The organism is Pseudomonas sp. AK-TSAG1-1, assembly GCF_056821665.1.
The window spans coordinates 2340383-2359901 of record NZ_CM165965.1 but is presented as its reverse complement, the minus strand read 5'-3'; the positions used below and the strand labels follow the sequence as shown (position 1 = coordinate 2359901).

The window sequence follows — 19519 nt, the reverse complement described above, 5'->3', positions numbered from 1 at the left end:
CTGCTGTCACTCAATGACCGAAACTGACAACTTATTGATCCAAATGCGCAGCGCCCCTTGGCAAGCGCGAGCATGCGCCCTACCCTAGTTGCCATTCTCTGTACCCGGTTGTTGTTGGTTTTCATGCGCAAACTTCTGTACCTGTTCTTTTCCATGGCCATCGTTGCCGCCCTTACCACCTACGCCATGTGGGCGGCGGACCGGCCGGCGGGGCATTACCTGTCTGACCTGCGCATCAAACTGGCGGTCGATCAGGGCACACCGGCCGATCGCGGCAACTTGCTGGGGATTCAGCCAGAACTGTTTCCTACCGACTACCAAAGCCCTGAACGCCTGCACCGCAAACTCGCGGCCTATCTGCAGCAGGCGCAGGATCAGGGGCTGTTGAACGAAAAAACCGTGGTGGTCCTGCCTGAGCATGTCGGCACCTGGCTGATGATCAGCGGCGAGAAAGACGAGCTGTATCAGGCTCCCACCCTCGCTGAAGCAATGAACTGGCTGGCGGCGAGCAATCCGCTGCTGTTCGCCCGCGCCTGGCTCAGCGCCAAGGGCGAGAACCGCCTCGACGACGCGCACCTGCGCATGAAGTCCAGGGCCATGGCCAAGGATTACCAGGCCCTGTTCGGCGGTCTTGCCAAAGAGTTCCATGTAACGCTGGTGGCCGGCTCCATTGTGCTGCCCGAGCCGAGCATCCGTGATGGCCAACTCAAGCCCGGCAGCGGTTCGCTGTTCAACAGCAGCGTGGTGTTTGGCCGTGATGGCGTGCCGCTGGGCCAGCCCCAGCGGCAGATGCACCCGATCTTCGAACAACGCGACGTGATCGAAAGCGAAGACGAGCATGCGATCACCGTGGTCGATACCCCGGCCGGGCGTCTCGGCGTGCTGATCGGCAGCGACAGCTGGTACCCGGACAACTATCGCCAACTCGACGAACTCGGCGCGCAACTGGTGGCGGTCCCGGCGTTTGTGGTCGGTCACGGTGCGTGGAACCAGCCGTGGGGCGGTTACAAGGGTTCGAGTACACCGGACTCGGTCAGCCTCAAGCCCGGGGAAATCAGTGAAGGCCAGGCCTGGCATCGCCTGACCCTGACTGCGCAGCCACCGAGCAGCCGTGCCATCGCCGGCATGAGCGTGTTCCTGCGCGGGCAGTTCTGGGACAAGCCCAGTGCGGGGCAAAGCTTCCTCAGCAGCAACGGTCAGCAATTCGCCGATGGCGAGGCCCGTGGCGCGCGCCTGCTGAATATCTGGTTGTAAGCCATGAAACCACTGCCGATGCGCCTTGGGGATCTGTCGGTAGGTTTCGTCCACAGCCTTGCCGATGCGGTGCGCAGCCATGGCGCCGATCCGCAACCGCTACTCGAACAGTATGGCCTGGACACCGCGCGACTGGCCGAGGCCGGTGCGCGGCTGTCGATCCCGCGCTACATGCGTCTGGGGCACAGCGCGATCCAGTTGACCGGCGATCCGGCGCTGGGCCTGCGCATGGGCCAGCTCAGCCGCTTGAGCCAGGCTGGACTCGCCGGAGTCACCGCCGCGCAAGCGCCGACCGTACGCGAAGCGGCCCGCTGCCTGATCCGTTTCGAGCCGTTGTATGGCTCCAACTACCGTGGGCAATCGAGTTTTCACGAAGACGCCCATGGCGCGTGGCTGCGCTTCTACTCGATCAGCCCGTACAACGCCTATAACCGCTTTGTGGTGGATTCGATCATCGCCGGCTGGCTGCATCAGCTGTCCAGCGTCGGCCGCGAGCCACTGCGGGCCGAGCGTATCGACATCGAGTTTGACCAGCCGGACTACCGCGATGCCTACAGCGTACTGGGCGACTGCCCGATCCAGTTCGGTGCCGAACGCAATCAACTGCGTCTGAACCTGAACAGTCTGGCCCTGCGCAACCCGGAACACTGCCCGAGTACCTGGAAGCATTTGCTCGCGTTGTGTGAGCGGGAACTGGAACAATTGACCCGCACCCGCAGCCTGCGTGAACGCATCACTCAGTTGCTGGGGCCGTTGCTCAATGGTGGCAGGGAACCCGATCTGGAAGAAGTGGCGGCACGCCTGAAGCTGCCGACCTGGACTTTGCGACGCAAACTGGCCGAGGAAGGCACGCAGTTTCGCGCGATCCTCAATGACACCCGCCGCGACCTGGCAATGACCTACATTCGCGACACCGAACTGGCGTTCGGCGAGATTGCCTACCTGCTGGGCTTTGCTTCAGCCGAGGCGTTTCAGCGCGCCTTCAAACGCTGGAGCAGTCAGACACCCGGCGAGTTTCGCCGCAGTCACCGCAAAAGCGCCTGACACCTTACAACTCGGTAGCGTCTTCGGCCGGCTCTGGCTGATCCAGTTCAAACGCCTGGTATTCGAGCAGTTCTTCTTGATAGTCGTCCATCGTGTCATCCCCCTACTGCCCGCTTGAAAAATAGCCCGGTCAAATGACCAGTGCCTCGAGCATATCGTGCCCGTATGAAGGAAAAGTGAAACCTGGCCTTCATGAATAAAACGTAGCAGGTGGTCAGGAATTTATCGCGGGATTTTTGTCGGGGGAATGTAACGAGATTTCACATGTTGCAGAAACAACTGTGGGAGCGGGCTTGCTCGCGAAGGCGCAGTGCCAGTCAATGCCTATGTCGACTGATACAACGCTTTCGCGAGCAAGCCCGCTCCCACAGGGTTCGCAGCTTGTTGGCCGGTTACTGCATCGCAGGAATCGGCTCGGAGGGCGGCGGAATATTGCTCGGGTTGGCCGGCGGCGTGATCGTCTCGGTGGCCGGTGCAGGGTCTGCACTCGGCGCCGGAGTGATCGGCGCAGACTCGGCCGGCGGCACCACCGGCTCGGAACCCACCGGCGCCGGTAAAACCGGGGCTGGCGCGGGTGTCGCTGCCGGGGCTGCCGGTGTGATCGTCTGGGCTGGCTCGACAATCCCTGCCGGAGGTGGCGCGGGCGCTGTCTCTACTGCGGGCGCTGGTGTTGCAGGAGTTGTCGGCGCTACAGCGGCAGGCTTCGGCTCCGGCACACCCAGATCAGTCTTGGGCTTTTCTTCGATGTGCGCGGCTTTCTTCGCATCGGCCGGCAGGAACAGCTCAACCAGGGTGAAGAAACGCTCATAGAATTTCTGCGAGGTCACAGTCTCACTGGCAACCTTGACCATCGAGTCGTCCGAGGAGCCGATCGGCATCGACACCGAACCCAACACGCCGACCCCAAGGCTGGCGGAGTTGTTGGTCTTCTTCAACGCATAGCGGTCCTGCAAGGCGTTGGCGAACACCGTGGCATGGTGCTTGGCACTGCCGTCTTCGGCACACACTACGTTGAAGCTGATTTCCAGGTGGGTTTCACCGGTCTGCTGGAAGCTCTTGTGGCCACTGACCAGTTTCGGGTCACTGCTGGTGATGATGTAGCCCTGGCTGAGCAGCGCACGACGGGCCGCCTCGCAACTGGCGACATCGGCCACCGGGTAATTGCGAGAATACGTACCGGAATCGTCGAAATTCTCATGCTCATAGATCGGCTTGTCTTTCGAACAGCCGGCAACAGCGGTCAACAACAGCGCCAACCCAACGACACGCATGGGAGTTGAAATCAACATTAAACATCCTGAGGGAAAACGGTCCGGGGCGTATTGTGCTACAGATCGCGGCCCCGCGGCGTATGGATTAGTGTCTTAAAACAGTTACAACTTTACCGATGATGAGCGTCTGGAAAAAGCCGCGTCGATAAATGATCGATGAATACCCGCAATTTGGCGGTTGCATGGCGGCTTGAAGGCCACAACACCCAGAACTGACCGACATGTTGCAGATGCTCATCGAGGACTCGTTGCAGGCGTCCTTGCCCCACCGCCTCGTGGGTCATGAAGTCCGGCAGGCAGGCGATGCCCATCCCGGCGAGGGCGGCATGGCTGACGGCTTCGATGGAGGTACTGACCAGCCGCGTCGGCAAACTCGGCTCAGGCGCGCCCTCCTCGCGGATCAACGGCCAAGGCTCCAGCTTGCCGGTGGCGTGGAAGGTATGCCGCAGGCAGGCATGCTCTGCCAGATCGGCAGGTGCCTGCGGTACACCGCGCTGCTGCAGATACGACGGACTTGCCACCAGCACCATGTGAAATTCACCCAGGGGCCGTGCCATCAGCCGTGAATCCCGCGGTTTACCGGTACGGATCACCGCATCGAAGCCCTCCTCGACCACATCGACCATACGATCGGTGAGGTCCAGATCCAGCTCGATCTGCGGGTACAGCGCCATGAATGCGTTCATCACCGGCATCACCAGCCCGTGCACCTGCGGCAGGCTGATGCGCAGCTTGCCATGCGGCTGTGATGCCGAATTGCACAGTTCGAACTCGGCGGCCTCCACCTCGGCGAGAATTTTGCGACAGCGCTCCAGGAACAGCGCGCCTTCGCTGGTCAGCGTGATACTGCGAGTGGTGCGATGGAACAGCCGTACGCCGAGTCGCGCTTCGAGCCGCGCAATACTCTTGCCGACCGCCGAAGACGAGACCCCCTGCAACCGCCCGGCCTCGGTAAAACTGCGGGTTTCGGCGACCTGCACAAACACCGAAATACTGCCCAGGCTGTCCATCCCGATCCTCCCATTCACGACACTTGTGTCCGATATGTTCGGAACCGTAACCCATTTTTCTCTAATGCGCAGCGCCCTAGCCTATGGCCTTCACCCTCTTGGGCAAATGGACGCTGACTCATGAACGATGCACAACTGACCTCCGCAGACCTCACCCAGCCGGCCGAGGCACGCGAACGACTACCCTTGGGCGCCCTGCTGGCCCTGGCCACCGCCGGCTTCATCACGGTGCTGACCGAAGCCATGCCCGCCGGCCTGTTGCCACAAATGAGCGCGGGCCTGAATGTCTCACAGGCGCTGATCGGGCAACTGGTAACGCTGTATGCCATCGGCTCGATGCTGGCGGCCATCCCGCTGACCATCGCCACCCGAGGCTGGCGTCGTCGACCATTGCTGTTGTCAGCCATCGGCGGGTTTGCCATCGCCAACAGCATCACCGCCCTGTCGGAGCTGTACTGGCTGACGTTGATCGCACGCTTGCTCGCCGGGGTCTTTGCCGGACTGTTGTGGGCGCTGCTGGCAGGCTATGCGAGCCGCATGGTTGCCCCCCACCTGCAAGGCCGGGCGATCACCGTCGCCATGCTGGGCGCGCCGCTTGCACTGTCGCTGGGCATACCAGCCGGCACGCTGCTCGGCACCCTGGTGGGCTGGCGCCTGAGCTTCGCCATCATGACCGCACTGACGCTACTGCTGGTGATCTGGGTGCGTTTGCAAGTGCCGGATTTCGCCGGCGAACGCACAGGAAAACGCCTGCCCTTGCGTCAGGTCTTTACCCTGCCCGGCGTGCGCTCAGTGCTGTTCGTAACCCTGTCCTACGTGATCGCCCACAACCTGCTGTACACCTACATCGCACCGTTCCTGCAACCATCGGGACTGGGTAGTGATATCGATCGGGTGTTGCTGGTGTTCGGTCTGGCCTCGGTGCTGAGTCTGTGGATCGTCGGCAGCCTGATCGATCGCTGGCTGCGCGAACTGGTGCTGATCAGCACGGTGCTGTTCATGCTCTCGGCCGTCGCTCTTGGCCTGTGGCGTGAATCGGCGTCAGTGGTCTACAGCGCTGTCGCCGTGTGGGGTCTGGCATTCGGCGCGATGCCTTCCCTGCTGCAGACTGCCTCGGCAAAATCCGCTGGAGAGGCTGCCGATACGGCGCAATCGATGCTGGTGACGCTGTGGAATGTCGGGATTGCCGGGGGTGGGCTGGCGGGTGGTTTGCTGCTGGGGAATCTGGGAGTTGGGGGCTTTCCGTGGATTGTGGTGGGGCTGCTGGTTTTGACCTTGGGTGCGGCGGTCAGGGCGCGGGGGCATGGGTTTGCTTGATTGGGATTTTGAGGGGGTGGGTGGCTGCCAGGCCGCCTTCGCGAGCAGGCTCGCTCCCACAGGGGGATTGGGTTTGTTCAGTGGGGGAATGCTCGGCGGTCAGGCCGCCTTCGCGAGCAGGCTCGCTCCCACAGGGGGATTGGGTTTGTTCAGTGGGGGAATGCTCGGCGGTCAGGCCGCCACGACCAAAAACCCAGGCCAAAAAAAAGCCCCGACCATCAGATCGGGGCTTTCCTGTCACGACTCAGTCAAACATCAATACCGCTTGATGTCCGCCTGACTTTCCAACTGCTTGCGGAACGCCGCAAAGTCCTGCTGCCCCTCACGAGAAGCAAGGAAGCGACGGTACTGCGCCTTCTCTTCATCAGTCGGCGCCACCGCTTCGTTCACGCCATTGAGGCGCACGATCATCAGGCTACCGTCCTGCAACGTCACGCTGCTGAAAGTCGGCTTGTCCTTGGACACTGGTTTCGGCATACGGAACAACGCCTGCAGCACAGTTGGGTCAACCCCTTCCTGAGCACGAGTCGCCGCAGCAACAACCTTCCAGTTCTGACCATCAACCGCTTTGTCCAGAGGAGTCTTGCCATCGCGCAGGCTGGCAATCAACTGATCAGCCTTGGTCTTGGCAGCAGCGCTGGCGTGCTCTTTGGTCAGTTGGGCACGGATTGCCGTGTTCACGGCTTCCAGCGGCAACTGCTCAGGCTTCAGATGTTCCTTGGCGCGCAGCACAACCACGGTTTCCGGATCCAGCTCAATGCCGGTGCTGTTGGCGTTTTCTTCCAGCACTTCCTGGCTGAAGGCAGCCGCCACCACAGCACGGTTGGCCGCGATACCCTCGCCACCTTCACGGCCGAACGGCTTGGAAGTGTGCACGGTCAGTTTCAGATCAGCCGCTGGCTGGGCCAGGTCAGATGCTTCGAACGCCGAATCTTCCAGTTGCTTGGTCGCCTCGACGAAACGCTGCTCAACCTGTTGGGTCTTCAGCTCGCGGGTCAGCTTGTCTTTCAGGCTGGCCAGGGTCGGCACTTCAGGCGCTTCAACACCCAGCAGCTTGATCAGGTGATAACCGAAGTCGGTACGCACCGGCTCGGACACCTGGTCCTTGTTCAGCGAGTACAGGGCTTTTTCGAAGGCTGGATCGTAGACGCCAGGACCTGCGAAACCGAGGTCACCGCCATTGTTGGCCGAACCCGGATCCTGCGAGAACTCCTTGGCCAGCGCTTCGAATTTCTCGCCCTTGGCCAGACGCGCCTGGACTTCTTCGATCTTCGCCTTGGCCTGAGCATCGGTGGTCTTGTCGTTGACTTCGATCAGGATGTGCGCCGCGCGACGCTGTTCCGACAGATTGGCAATCTCTTTCTGATACGCCGCCTGCAGGTCCTCGTCCTTCACGGCAACCTGGTCGAAGAACGAAGACTTCTTCAGCTCGACGTAATCGACAACCACCTGTTCAGGGGTCATGAATTCCTTGGCGTGCTCGTCGTAGTAAGCCTTGACCTCATCGTCGGTCAGCTTGACTGCGGCAGGGTCGGCCTTGACGTTCAGCGAGGCGAAATCGCGGGTCTGTTTTTCCAGACGGGCAAAGGCCAGCACTTCGGCGTCAGTGACGAAACCACTGCCCGCCACGCCGGCACGCAACTGACCGATCAGCATTTCCTGAGCCAGCATCTGGCGGAATTGCATGCGGGTATAGCCCAGTTGACGGATCACCTGGTCGAAGCGCTCGGAGCTGAACTTGCCGTCCACCTGGAATTCAGGGGTCTGCAGGATCACCTGGTCCAGTGCACCTTCGGAGAAAGCGAATTTCGACTGTTCTGCGCCTTGCAGCAGCAGCTTGCGATCGATCAGACCCTTGAGGGCCGATTCGCGGAGCATTTTTTCGTCAAGCAAGGAAGCATCGAAGTCCTTGCCCAGCTGTTGCATCAGCTGACGGCGTTGCATGTCAACGGCCTGGCTCAGCTCGTTCTGGCTGATTTCTTCACCATTGACCTTGGCCGCATCGTTGGTGTGCGTGGTGGCCTTGAAAATGGCATCGAAACCGGTCAAAGCCATCAGTGCAACGATGACCCCGATAATGGTCTTGGCAATCCAGCCTTGTGAATTGTCCCTGATATTCTGCAGCATGCGTCCCCCAGAAACGGTTGAACTTCAAAAATTTGGCAACCGTGGAGCGTGGGTAGAATCCGGATAGAAGAAAGGCGCATCCGAGGATGCGCCTTCTCGTAACTGGCGGAGCGGACAGGGCTCGAACCCTCGATCCCGGCGTTACAGGCCACTGCTTCAGCGACCTGCTCTACCGCTCCGCTGCCAAGTCAGGCATGACCCCGACCCGGATGGGTAAAAACCTGAAACAAACTAACTTAGTTAACCGCTTCTTTCAGTGCTTTACCGGCTTTGAAACCTGGCTTTTTAGCAGCAGCGATTTGCAGCGTCTTGCCGGTCTGTGGGTTACGACCAACGCGAGCTGGACGATCAGTCACGGAGAAAGTGCCGAAACCAACCAGAACAACGGAGTCGCCAGCCTTGAGAGCGCCAGTGACGGATTCGATTACAGCGTCCAGCGCACGGCCAGCAGCAGCTTTCGGGATATCAGCGGATGCAGCGATAGCATCAATCAGTTCCGACTTGTTCACTCTAAGTCCCCTTATATCTATTTTGAGATGATTCTAAGTTTTTTGGTGAAAGCAAAAACGAGTGCTGAATGGCCTACAGACACTTAAGAGCCGCTTTATAACAAGGGCTCTAAAAAGCTGTCAAGGAAGCCCCCCAGGCAAAAACGTATTAATGCGTGCTAATTCTTTCCTTTGAATCAGACTCACGTTTTTCGTCCTTGGAAACTATCTCCGGAGCCACATCCGGCAAGGGCTCCGGCGCGTATTGCAGCGCAATTTGCAGGACCTCGTCAATCCATTTAACCGGTTTAATCTGCAGATCCTGCTTGATATTGTCAGGAATCTCCTTCAGATCACGCACGTTCTCTTCCGGAATAATCACAATCTTGATTCCGCCACGGTGAGCCGCGAGCAGTTTTTCCTTCAGACCACCAATCGCCAGCACCTGACCACGCAGGGTGATCTCGCCGGTCATGGCGACATCGGCGCGTACCGGAATCCCGGTCAATGCCGAAACCAGTGCCGTGCACATGCCCACACCGGCGCTAGGACCGTCTTTCGGGGTCGCCCCTTCCGGCATGTGGATGTGCGTGTCGCGCTTCTCGTGGAAGTCCACCGGAATGCCCAGACTCTTGGCGCGGCTGCGCACCACCGTCAGGGCTGCGGTGATCGATTCGACCATTACATCGCCCAGCGAACCGGTCTTGATCAGCTGGCCTTTACCCGGCACGACGGCTGCTTCGATCGTCAGCAGTTCGCCGCCCACCTGAGTCCAGGCGAGGCCGGTGACCTGACCGATCTGGTCCTGCTGCTCAGCCAGACCATAGCGAAACTTACGCACACCGAGGAAGTGTTCCAGCGCATCAGCTGTCACTTTCACCGAGAAGCGTTTTTCCAGCGCATGCTCTTTGACGGCCTTGCGGCAGACCTTGGCAATCTGCCGCTCAAGGCCACGCACACCGGCTTCACGGGTGTAGTAACGGATGATGTCGCGGATGGCTTCTTCGTCGAACTCCAGCTCGCCTTTCTTCAGACCGTTGGCGGTGATCTGCTTAGGCGACAGGTACTTGACGGCGATGTTGATCTTTTCGTCTTCGGTGTAGCCCGGCAGACGAATCACTTCCATCCGGTCCAGCAGTGCTGGCGGGATGTTCATCGAGTTCGAGGTGCACAGGAACATCACGTCGGACAGGTCGTAATCGACTTCCAGATAGTGATCGTTGAAGTTGTGGTTCTGCTCTGGATCGAGCACTTCCAGCAACGCCGACGCCGGGTCGCCACGCATGTCGCTGCCCATTTTGTCGATTTCATCGAGCAGGAACAGCGGGTTGCGTACACCCACCTTTGTCATCTTTTGAATCAATCTTCCCGGCATCGAACCAATGTAGGTTCGGCGGTGACCACGAATTTCCGCCTCGTCACGCACACCACCAAGGGCCATGCGCACAAATTTACGGTTGGTGGCATGGGCGATCGACTCCGCGAGCGAGGTTTTACCCACGCCAGGAGGACCCACCAGGCACAACACCGGGCCACGGATCTTCTTCACACGCTTCTGCACGGCGAGGTATTCAAGGATGCGCTCCTTGACCTCTTCGAGACCGTAGTGATCGGCATCAAGAATGTCTTCAGCACGCGCCAGGTCGAGGCGTACCTTGCTTTGCGCCTTCCACGGCACCTGCACCAGCCAGTCGATGTAGGAGCGCACCACGGTGGCTTCAGCGGACATCGGCGACATCTGCTTGAGCTTGTTCAGCTCGGCGGTGGCCTTGGCCAGGGCATCTTTTGGCAAGCCGGCAGCATCGATGCGCTTTTTCAGCTCTTCGATTTCGTTGTGACCTTCGTCACCGTCGCCCAGCTCCTTCTGAATGGCCTTCATCTGCTCATTCAGGTAGTACTCGCGCTGGCTGCGCTCCATTTGCTTTTTGACGCGGCCGCGAATGCGTTTTTCAACTTGCAGCAGATCGATCTCGGCATCCAGCAAGGCGAGCACGTGCTCGACCCGGGCCGACAGATCGATGATTTCGAGGATTTCCTGCTTCTGCTCGATTTTCAGCGCCATGTGCGCGGCCATGGTGTCGACCAGGCGGCCAGGCTCATCGATGCTGTTGAGCGACGACAGGACTTCAGCCGGGACTTTCTTGCCCAACTGAACGTATTGTTCGAACTGCGACAGCAGGCTGCGCACGAACACTTCCGACTCGCGCTCGGCAGCGTCGACTTCGTCGATCAGCGAGACCTCGGCACGGCAGTGCCCGTCGACTTCGCTGAAGCGCTCTACAGCCCCACGCTGCTCACCTTCGACCAGAACCTTGACGGTGCCGTCCGGCAGTTTCAGCAACTGCAGTACGGTGGCGATTGTACCTACGCGATAGAGAGCGTCTTCACCGGGATCATCGTCAGCCGGGTTTCTCTGGGCCAGCAGCAGGATCTGCTTGTCGCCCGTCATCGCGGCCTCGAGGGCTTCGATGGATTTCTCGCGCCCCACGAACAGCGGGATAACCATGTGCGGATAAACCACGACATCACGCAATGGCAGGAGAGGCAATTCGATGGTTGTCTTCATGATTTCGCCTCTACGGCGGCCATATGGCCGTAATCAGATGGAATTAAGCTTGAAACCAAGATGGGGGCTGCCTTGAAAAAAAACAAGCGCAAAGCGGATGTAAAAAACGACATAAAAAAAAAGAGGCCCGAAGGCCCCTTCTTTGTTCCGGCAGTGTGAACGCTTACGCGTCCGGCGCTGCCTTGGCCGTCGGCTCACTGTTTTCGTAGATATACAGTGGCTTGGACTTGCCTTCGATCACGCTTTCATCGATGACGACTTTGCTCACCTCGGACTGCGAGGGGATTTCGTACATCGTGTCGAGCAGCACACCTTCGAGAATCGAACGCAACCCACGGGCACCGGTTTTACGTTCCAGGGCACGCTTGGCGACCGATTTCAGTGCGTCGGTCCGGAACTCCAGATCCACGCCTTCCATCTCGAACAGCTTGGCATACTGCTTGGTCAGAGCATTTTTCGGCTCGGTGAGGATCTGCATCAGCGCAGCCTCGTCAAGCTCGTCCAGCGTCGCGAGGACCGGCAGACGACCGACGAATTCCGGGATCAGACCGAACTTGACCAGATCGTCAGGCTCGACTTCACGCAGGGATTCACCGACTTTCTTGCCTTCTTCCTTGCTGCGCACTTCTGCGTTGAAACCGATGCCGCCCTTGGTGGAACGGTTTTGAATAACCTTTTCCAGACCAGAGAACGCACCACCGCAGATGAACAGGATGTTACGGGTGTCGACCTGCAGGAATTCCTGCTGCGGATGCTTGCGGCCACCTTGCGGCGGAACGGAAGCGACCGTGCCTTCGATCAACTTCAGCAAGGCCTGCTGCACGCCTTCACCGGAAACATCGCGGGTGATCGACGGGTTGTCGGACTTGCGGGAAATCTTGTCGATTTCATCGATGTAGACAATGCCCATCTGGGCTTTTTCCACGTCGTAATCGCACTTTTGCAGCAGTTTCTGAATGATGTTCTCGACATCTTCACCTACGTAACCGGCCTCGGTGAGGGTGGTTGCGTCGGCAATGGTGAACGGAACGTTCAGCAGGCGGGCCAGTGTTTCGGCCAGCAAGGTCTTACCCGAGCCTGTCGGGCCGATCAGCAGGATGTTGCTCTTGCCGAGTTCGACGTCGTCAGCCTTTTTGTCACGCTGGTTCAGACGCTTGTAGTGGTTGTACACCGCTACGGCCAGAACCTTTTTCGCACGTTCCTGACCGATTACGTACTGGTCAAGGATGCCGCTGATTTCTTTAGGCGAAGGCAATTTATGCGCGCTGCTTTCGGCCTGTGCTTCCTGCACCTCCTCGCGGATGATGTCGTTGCACAGGTCGACGCACTCGTCGCAGATAAAGACCGAGGGGCCGGCAATCAATTTGCGCACTTCATGCTGGCTTTTGCCACAGAAGGAGCAATAGAGCAGCTTGCCGTTGTCCTCGCCGTTGCGGGTGTCAGTCATTCGTTCGATCCAAATCCGATAGGCTTGCAACACAAGATGAAGGCTATTGCGGGCTTTTTCAAGCCCGCTGGTGGTCGGACCTGCCGACCAACCTTATTTTGAGCTGCTTATTTTACGCGGGACGCTGGCTGATGACTTCGTCGATCAGGCCGTATTCCTTCGCAGCTTCTGCACTCATGAAGTTGTCGCGATTGGTGTCGCGCTCGATTTCTTCAAGCGTACGACCGCTGTGCTTGGCCATCAGTGTGTTGAGGCGCTCGCGGATGAAGAGGATTTCCTTGGCATGGATTTCGATGTCCGATGCCTGGCCCTGGAAACCGCCCAGTGGCTGGTGAATCATCACGCGCGAGTTCGGCAGGCAGAAACGCTTGCCGGGAGCACCGGCCGTCAGCAGGAATGCACCCATGCTGCAGGCCTGACCAATGCAGGTCGTCGATACGTTTGGCTTGATGAACTGCATGGTGTCGTAGATCGACATGCCCGCTGTCACCGAACCGCCTGGGGAGTTGATGTAAAGATGGATGTCCTTGTCCGGGTTTTCCGCTTCAAGGAACAGCAATTGCGCACAGATCAGGTTGGCCATGTAGTCCTCTACAGGACCCACCAGAAAGATTACGCGCTCCTTCAGAAGGCGCGAGTAGATGTCATAGGCGCGCTCGCCACGAGCAGATTGCTCGACAACCATCGGGACCAGGCCGCCTGCGGCCTGGATATCAGAGTTCTGCTGAATATACGAATTACGGAACATGCTCTGCAGTCACTCCCAAATAGTTATGTCTTGAATACGCATAAGCCAGCTCGAAGGCTGGCTTATGTGTGTACTTCTTAACGCAAAAACAATCAGTCGGCTTTTGGAGCTTCTACCGGCTTGACCGCTTCTTCGTAAGAGACCGATTTGTCGGTCACGCTAGCTTTCTGCAGAACAGTATCCACAACTTGTTCTTCCAGCACAACCGAACGAACTTCGTTCAGTTGCTGCTCGTTCTTGTAGTACCAGGACACGACCTGCTCAGGCTCTTGATAAGCCGAAGCCATTTCCTGAATCATTTCACGAACGCGGGCTTCGTCAGGCTTCAGGTCGAATTGCTTGACCACTTCAGCCACGATCAGACCCAGCACTACACGGCGCTTGGCTTGTTCTTCGAACAGCTCGGCCGGCAGTTGGTCAGGCTTGATGTTGCCACCGAACTGCTGAACAGCCTGCACGCGCAGACGGTCAACTTCGTTGGACAGCAGAGCCTTCGGCACTTCGATCGGGTTGGTGGCCAGCAGACCGTCCATCACCTGATTTTTGACCTTGGACTTGATGGCCTGACGCAGTTCACGCTCCATGTTCTTGCGAACTTCGGTGCGGAAACCGTCGATGCCGCTCTCCTTGATGCCGAATTGAGCGAAGAACTCTTCGTTCAGCTCAGGCAGTTTAGGCTCGGAAACGGTGTTGACAGTCACGGTGAACTCGGCGGTTTTGCCAGCCAGGTCCAGGTTCTGATAGTCCTCTGGGAAGGTCAGGTTCAGAACGCGCTCTTCGCCCGCTTTAGCGCCAACCAGGCCTTCTTCGAAGCCCGGGATCATGCGACCGGAACCCAGCACCAGCTGAGTGCCTTTGGCGGAGCCGCCAGCGAATGCTTCGCCGTCAACCTTGCCAACGAAATCGATGTTCAGCTGGTCTTCGTTCTGAGCAGCGCGATCGGCCACTTCGAAACGGGTGTTCTGCTTGCGCAGAATGTCCAGCATCTTGTCCAGATCAGCGTCAGCCACGTCAGCGCTCAGGCGCTCGACAGTGATGCCGTCGAAACCAGCAACGGTGAACTCAGGGAACACTTCGAATACGGCTACGTATTCCAGGTCCTTGCCTGCTTCCAGCGATTTTGGTTCGATCGAAGGCGAACCGGCCGGGTTCAGCTTCTGCTCAACCACAGCTTCGTAGAAGGACGACTGGATGACATCACCAACAGCTTCCTGACGAGCGTCAGCACCGAAACGGCGCTTGATTTCGCTCATTGGCACTTTGCCTGGACGGAAGCCAGCAATCTTGGCCTTTTGGGCAGTCTGCTGCAGACGCTTGTTGACCTGGCTCTCAATACGCTCAGCCGGCACGGTGACGCTCATGCGGCGCTCAAGAGCAGTAGTATTTTCAACAGAAACTTGCATGGATATTCCTCGTTGCACAGACGTAAGCCGGCCGTTTCCGACCCCAGAATCAAGGGCATGCATTCTAGTGGGTCAAACTCAAGAAGTCACCCTACTGAAAACGGGTAAAAAAACAGCAGGCCATTTATAGGTGTGAATGCATCAATGCACCCCACCCCGAAGACGAATAAAGATCATCACGCCAGGGCTCTGCTTCAACCGCTTCTATATATAGAAGCATTGCGCGCCATCTCCCTGACGGCCGATCCCGTGAACATGGCCGGCGGTCGGCACGATAATCCCAGGCCCACGAACACGACGAAACGCCCTGCCCTTACGGCCCGAAACCTGCGCAACCCAACCACAAGCCGTAAAACAAAAAAGGCGCCAGACTGTTAAATCTGGCGCCTTTCGAAATATGGGGTGGACGATGGGGATCGAACCCACGACAACGGGAGTCACAATCCCGTGCTCTACCAACTGAGCTACGCCCACCATATTGCATTGCAAAAAAGCCTTTCGACTTGCTTGCGGAACTTCATCAGGCCTGCGGCATGAATGAAGCTTTAATTGGTGCGGATGAAGAGACTCGAACTCTTACGCCTCGCGGCGCTGGAACCTAAATCCAGTGTGTCTACCAATTCCACCACATCCGCAGATGAAGCTTTAAAGCAAAGGCGCCAGACTGTTACATCTGGCGCCTTTCGAAATATGGGGTGGACGATGGGGATCGAACCCACGACAACGGGAGTCACAATCCCGTGCTCTACCAACTGAGCTACGCCCACCATATCGCGTTACTTGTGCCAAAGCTGCCTAATGGCGCACCCGGCAGGACTCGAACCTGCGACCATCCGCTTAGAAGGCGGATGCTCTATCCAGCTGAGCTACGGGCGCCTTATTAATCTGTACCCTTGAAGGACTACAAACTAAATGCTTTCCAGTCTTGCAGAACGTTAATTCCGCTCGACCTTCTTAACCAGTGCTAGGCTGTGCCCGACAAGTGCGACGAATAGTATAGAGCGCTCCCAAGGTCGTCAAATCCTTTTTGAAAAAAATTCATTTAATTAAAGGAGTTAGGGGAATTTGCTGACCAAGCGCCTTTGCCCTCACCGCCTGACATGCGAGAATGCGTTCTCTTTTTTTCCCCTCTCGATGGTTAATCACGCGCAATGACTGCACAACTAATCGACGGCAAATCGATCGCCGCCAGCCTGCGCCAGCAGATCGCCAAACGAGTTGCCGAGCGTCGCCAGCAAGGCCTGCGCACTCCCGGCCTCGCGGTGATCCTGGTCGGCAGCGATCCTGCCTCTCAGGTTTATGTCTCGCACAAGCGTAAAGACTGTGAGGAGGTTGGCTTCCTCTCTCAAGCCTACGACCTGCCTTGCGAAACCACTCAAGAAGCGCTGACCGATCTGATCGATCGCCTCAACGACGACCCGGCCATCGACGGCGTGCTGCTGCAACTGCCGCTGCCCGAGCATCTGGACGCCTCCAAACTGCTGGAACGCATCCGCCCGGACAAAGACGTCGACGGCTTCCATCCTTATAACGTCGGTCGCTTGGCCCAGCGTATCCCGCTGCTGCGCCCCTGCACCCCGAAAGGCATCATGACCTTGCTGGAAAGCACGGGCGTAGACCTTTACGGCCTGGACGCGGTGGTGGTTGGCGCGTCCAACATCGTCGGTCGCCCGATGGCGATGGAACTGCTGCTGGCCGGTTGCACCGTGACCGTCACGCACCGTTTTACCAAGGATCTGGCCGGCCACGTCGGCCGCGCTGATCTGGTGGTCGTGGCCGCCGGCAAGCCGGGCCTGGTCAAGGGCGAGTGGATCAAGGAAGGCGCGATCGTGATCGACGTCGGCATCAACCGTCAGGACGACGGCAAGCTGGTCGGTGACGTGGTGTACGAAACCGCCCTGCCTCGCGCCGGCTGGATCACTCCGGTTCCGGGCGGCGTTGGCCCGATGACCCGTGCCTGCCTGCTGGAAAATACCCTCTACGCAGCAGAAACCCTGCACGCCTGAGGCAAATTTTCAGCAGTAAAAGAACCCCGCCTTGTGCGGGGTTTTTTGTATCTGAGAAAAAACACTAACCGTTCGCCGGAAACCCCTCTTTTTACAGGCGTTTTCACGAGATTTTCAGCTCATTCAAACAACCATCGACAGTTCTTCAGCCATACTCCTAAAATGCGCCGTTTCTAAGAAATAACCCGTTACAAACTAACGGAATATCCAACCTTTATGAGTTCGCCCGCGTGAAAATTCGTCTTTCGATCCTGAGCCTGGTTTTTGCTGTTTCAGGCACATTCGTCACGCCAACCGTCAACGCCGCTGAAACCACCGCCGCGCCTCGCGATGCCTCGCAACTGAAGATCGCCTCCGGCAGCGCCCTGCTTATGGATTTGCAGACCAATAAAGTCATCTATTCGAGCAACCCGGACGTGATCGTGCCGATCGCCTCGGTGAGCAAACTGATGACTGGACTGGTCGTGGTTGAAGCGCACCAGAACATGGACGAATGGATCGACGTCGACATCAGTCACACCCCGGAAATGAAAGGTGTGTTCTCCCGAGTCAAACTGAAGAGCGAACTGCCGCGCCGAGAGATGCTGCTGATCGCCCTGATGTCCTCGGAAAACCGCGCGGCCGCCAGCCTGGCCCACCACTATCCGGGTGGCTATGCCGCGTTCATCGCAGCAATGAACGCCAAGGCAAAGGCGCTGGGCATGACCAACACGCACTACGTTGAGCCAACGGGTCTGTCCGAGCGCAACGTCTCTACAGCCCGCGACCTGAGCAAATTGCTGGTGGCCGCGAGCAAGCACCCTATCCTCAGTGAGCTGACCACCACCAAGGAAAAAACCGTGTCGTTCCGCAAACCCAATTACACCCTGGGTTTCCGCAACACCGATCACCTGGTGAACAAGGCCGACTGGGACATCAAGATCACTAAAACCGGCTTCACCAACCCGGCCGGTCATTGTCTGGTGCTGGTGACCCGGATGGGCAACCGCCCAGTCGCGCTGGTGATTCTCGATGCGTTTGGCAAGTACACCCATTTCGCCGACGCGAGCCGCATCCGCAGCTGGATGGAAACCGGGCGCAGCACCAGCGTCCCGGCAGTAGCGCAGCAATATAAGGCCGAGAAAAACCTCAAGGGACGCCAGAGCGGCGTGGTCGAAGCCTCCAAGTAATTCGCGAAACAATAAAAAGCCCCGACATGTCGGGGCTTTTTATTGCCTGCGCATCAGTCATTGGGCAGCGGCATCTGCTCGTCATCGGGAATGCCATCGCCGGCACTCGGATCACGATGATGCTCAGGCGTCAGCACATTAGGCCGAGCCAACGGATCACGCAGCGGGCTGTCCGGGTCCAGCACCGGGTCCACCTCCTCTTCAGGCGTGGTCGGCAGACTGTCCGGATGTTTATCGTCGAAGCTGGAATCGGTACTCATACGCACCTCACTTCAGGGTTTCAGATCGGCTAACGGGTCATACGGTTTGGCCTGGCGCTTGCTGCCTTCGTCGGATTGCACGTCTTTCGGTGCCTTGGCCGGGCCGACCGGGTCTACCTGGGGATCGTCGAGGTCCGGCGAATCCGGATCGAAGCCCAGCTCATGACCGGAGGAATGCTCGCTTGAGTGTGGGCCTTTCGGGGATGGGGAATCTGCCATGCTCGCCTCCTGATTCACCCGCGCATTCGGGCTCTATCAATAAGAGGTCTGCCGGACGTGAGGGTGCCCGGCAGATGACGAACGGAACTTAATGTGCGGCCAAGGCCTTTTTGGCTTGCGCCGCTTCACGCTCCTGACCAGCCTGCGCCAACTCGTCAGCAGCCTTGAGCCAGCGCTGGCGGTCGACCTCGGCGGGAATCTGCGAGGGTTTCTGGATCAGCACGGCCCAGCCGCCCGACTTTTCGAATGCCGACTCAAAAGAGCTGAAGCTCATCAGTTCACGATGGTTCATGCCAGCACGCAACAGCACTTTCTGCTTGCGCCGGTCATATCCGGAAAGAATTGCGTACCGCGGTTCAGCCCAGAACGCCGAGCCTTCGCTGAAACGCACCATCACCGGATAACCGGCCGCGACCTGGGTCAGCAAGGCCGGCAGGTTGCTGTCCAGCGGATAGACCACCATGCCGTATTCGCGGGCAAGATTCTGCAGGTTCTGCTGCAACTGTTCCTGCGCGCCTGGCAGATGCAACGGCTTCTCCAGCAGACCGGGCGTGATCATGACGCCCTGTTGCGACAACAGGCTGGCCAGCACTTGCGGACCACTCTGGTTGGCTTCCCCCCGATAGAAGGTGCCGCTGAGTTCGACCCGCTCCGGCAGGCGCTTGACCTGCGGCGCCACACTGCCCGCACACCCCGCCAACACGGCCATGCAACCGGCCACCAGCAACGCCCCTCGCAATCGAGTCAATACCTGCACCATCGTCACTCTCTGATCAGACGCCGGTCATCGTGTTCCGGCAACGCCTGCGATCATAGGGCGGCGCACGCCTGCGGTATAGCCTTAAACCGCAGACCGATCGATTGCATAGAGCGAACTGATTGGTCATCACCGACCTTTGGTCAATAGTCTGAAACACCTCATTGACTAGACTGTCACTGAAACAGAGCGAATTGAAAAAGTGTGTGCCCGACGCAGGGCAAAGAGGAGGCACTGATGAGCCTGACCATGACCATCGTAATGTTGATAGCCGGCTGGCTGGCCGTTGCCGCCGCCATGCTCTGGGGCGTGCTGCGCATTGCCCGGCGCCACCATCACCCACTGCCGCCTGCAGCGGTCGAGAAACCGCAAAAACACAACGCCCGCCACGCGACCGCGCACTGAAACCTCAAATGCACCCGCCATAAAAAAA

17 protein-coding genes and 4 tRNA genes are annotated in these 19519 nt (G+C 58.5%); 6 read left to right on the top strand and 15 right to left on the bottom strand.

Annotated elements, in window-relative coordinates; translation table 11 throughout:
* Positions 1-123: 123 nt before the first annotated feature.
* Both AC1UK9_RS10660 and AC1UK9_RS10655 read left to right on the top strand, forming a co-directional pair.
* Complete coding sequence (locus tag AC1UK9_RS10660; protein ID WP_473015157.1) at positions 124-1254, top strand: nitrilase-related carbon-nitrogen hydrolase; 1131 nt, start codon at positions 124-126, stop codon at positions 1252-1254.
* Positions 1255-1257: 3 nt separating this feature from the next.
* Positions 1258-2298, top strand: a complete 1041-nt coding sequence (locus AC1UK9_RS10655; protein WP_025108920.1) for an AraC family transcriptional regulator — start codon at positions 1258-1260, stop codon at positions 2296-2298.
* A gap of 392 nt (positions 2299-2690) precedes the next feature.
* On the opposite strand, the gene AC1UK9_RS10650 is transcribed toward AC1UK9_RS10655, so the two are convergent.
* Positions 2691-3587 carry a DUF2242 domain-containing protein gene (locus AC1UK9_RS10650; RefSeq protein ID WP_473015156.1) on the bottom strand — a complete coding sequence of 299 codons (897 nt, stop codon included), beginning with the start codon at positions 3585-3587 and terminating at the stop codon, positions 2691-2693.
* Positions 3588-3679: 92 nt separating this feature from the next.
* Positions 3680-4579, bottom strand: a complete 900-nt coding sequence (locus AC1UK9_RS10645) for a LysR family transcriptional regulator (RefSeq protein WP_473015155.1) — start codon at positions 4577-4579, stop codon at positions 3680-3682.
* 120 nt (positions 4580-4699) lie between these two features.
* Here AC1UK9_RS10645 and AC1UK9_RS10640 point away from each other — a divergent pair, with 120 nt between their 5' ends.
* The gene (locus AC1UK9_RS10640) at positions 4700-5896 is read left to right on the top strand and encodes an MFS transporter (RefSeq protein ID WP_473015154.1); all 1197 of its coding nucleotides are present in this window, start codon (positions 4700-4702) and stop codon (positions 5894-5896) included.
* A 255-nt stretch (positions 5897-6151) separates the two neighbouring features.
* Here AC1UK9_RS10640 and AC1UK9_RS10635 read toward each other — a convergent pair whose 3' ends face one another.
* From AC1UK9_RS10635 to AC1UK9_RS10590, 10 genes are all read right to left on the bottom strand, one after another.
* Positions 6152-8023, bottom strand: coding sequence for a SurA N-terminal domain-containing protein (locus AC1UK9_RS10635; RefSeq protein ID WP_473015153.1), 1872 nt, complete (start codon positions 8021-8023; stop codon positions 6152-6154).
* A gap of 236 nt (positions 8024-8259) precedes the next feature.
* Positions 8260-8532, bottom strand: a complete 273-nt coding sequence (locus tag AC1UK9_RS10630) for an HU family DNA-binding protein (protein ID WP_008077714.1) — start codon at positions 8530-8532, stop codon at positions 8260-8262.
* 148 nt (positions 8533-8680) lie between these two features.
* The gene (gene lon, locus AC1UK9_RS10625) at positions 8681-11077 is read right to left on the bottom strand and encodes an endopeptidase La (RefSeq protein WP_025108914.1); all 2397 of its coding nucleotides are present in this window, start codon (positions 11075-11077) and stop codon (positions 8681-8683) included.
* 163 nt (positions 11078-11240) lie between these two features.
* Positions 11241-12524 carry an ATP-dependent Clp protease ATP-binding subunit ClpX gene (gene clpX, locus AC1UK9_RS10620; protein WP_003223632.1) on the bottom strand — a complete coding sequence of 428 codons (1284 nt, stop codon included), beginning with the start codon at positions 12522-12524 and terminating at the stop codon, positions 11241-11243.
* 112 nt (positions 12525-12636) lie between these two features.
* Positions 12637-13272 carry an ATP-dependent Clp endopeptidase proteolytic subunit ClpP gene (gene clpP / locus AC1UK9_RS10615; protein WP_003223631.1) on the bottom strand — a complete coding sequence of 212 codons (636 nt, stop codon included), beginning with the start codon at positions 13270-13272 and terminating at the stop codon, positions 12637-12639.
* Between the two features lie 92 nt (positions 13273-13364).
* Complete coding sequence (gene tig / locus AC1UK9_RS10610; RefSeq protein ID WP_025108913.1) at positions 13365-14675, bottom strand: trigger factor; 1311 nt, start codon at positions 14673-14675, stop codon at positions 13365-13367.
* A gap of 398 nt (positions 14676-15073) precedes the next feature.
* Positions 15074-15149, bottom strand: a tRNA-His gene (locus AC1UK9_RS10605).
* A 76-nt stretch (positions 15150-15225) separates the two neighbouring features.
* Positions 15226-15310, bottom strand: a tRNA-Leu gene (locus tag AC1UK9_RS10600).
* A 56-nt stretch (positions 15311-15366) separates the two neighbouring features.
* Positions 15367-15442, bottom strand: a tRNA-His gene (locus AC1UK9_RS10595).
* A gap of 32 nt (positions 15443-15474) precedes the next feature.
* Positions 15475-15551: transfer RNA gene (locus tag AC1UK9_RS10590), tRNA-Arg, on the bottom strand.
* A gap of 275 nt (positions 15552-15826) precedes the next feature.
* Between AC1UK9_RS10590 and folD the strand changes: the two genes are divergently transcribed.
* Complete coding sequence (gene folD / locus AC1UK9_RS10585) at positions 15827-16681, top strand: bifunctional methylenetetrahydrofolate dehydrogenase/methenyltetrahydrofolate cyclohydrolase FolD (RefSeq protein ID WP_025108912.1); 855 nt, start codon at positions 15827-15829, stop codon at positions 16679-16681.
* 230 nt (positions 16682-16911) lie between these two features.
* Positions 16912-17850, top strand: a complete 939-nt coding sequence (gene pbpG, locus AC1UK9_RS10580; protein ID WP_025108911.1) for a D-alanyl-D-alanine endopeptidase — start codon at positions 16912-16914, stop codon at positions 17848-17850.
* 53 nt (positions 17851-17903) lie between these two features.
* On the opposite strand, the gene AC1UK9_RS10575 is transcribed toward pbpG, so the two are convergent.
* The 3 genes from AC1UK9_RS10575 to AC1UK9_RS10565 all read right to left on the bottom strand — a co-directional run bounded on the left by AC1UK9_RS10575 (position 17904) and on the right by AC1UK9_RS10565 (position 19089).
* Entirely contained in the window at positions 17904-18110 is a 207-nt protein-coding gene (locus tag AC1UK9_RS10575; RefSeq protein WP_473015151.1) for a hypothetical protein, read from the bottom strand.
* Positions 18111-18122: 12 nt separating this feature from the next.
* On the bottom strand, positions 18123-18329 hold the full coding sequence (locus AC1UK9_RS10570) for a DUF6021 family protein (protein WP_482580005.1): 207 nt from the start codon (positions 18327-18329) through the stop codon (positions 18123-18125).
* Between the two features lie 88 nt (positions 18330-18417).
* A complete protein-coding gene (locus AC1UK9_RS10565) occupies positions 18418-19089 on the bottom strand; it encodes a peptidase C39 family protein (RefSeq protein ID WP_482580004.1) in 672 nt (223 codons plus the stop codon).
* A 246-nt stretch (positions 19090-19335) separates the two neighbouring features.
* Between AC1UK9_RS10565 and AC1UK9_RS10560 the strand changes: the two genes are divergently transcribed.
* The gene (locus AC1UK9_RS10560; RefSeq protein ID WP_482580535.1) at positions 19336-19491 is read left to right on the top strand and encodes a hypothetical protein; all 156 of its coding nucleotides are present in this window, start codon (positions 19336-19338) and stop codon (positions 19489-19491) included.
* Positions 19492-19519: the final 28 nt, after the last annotated feature.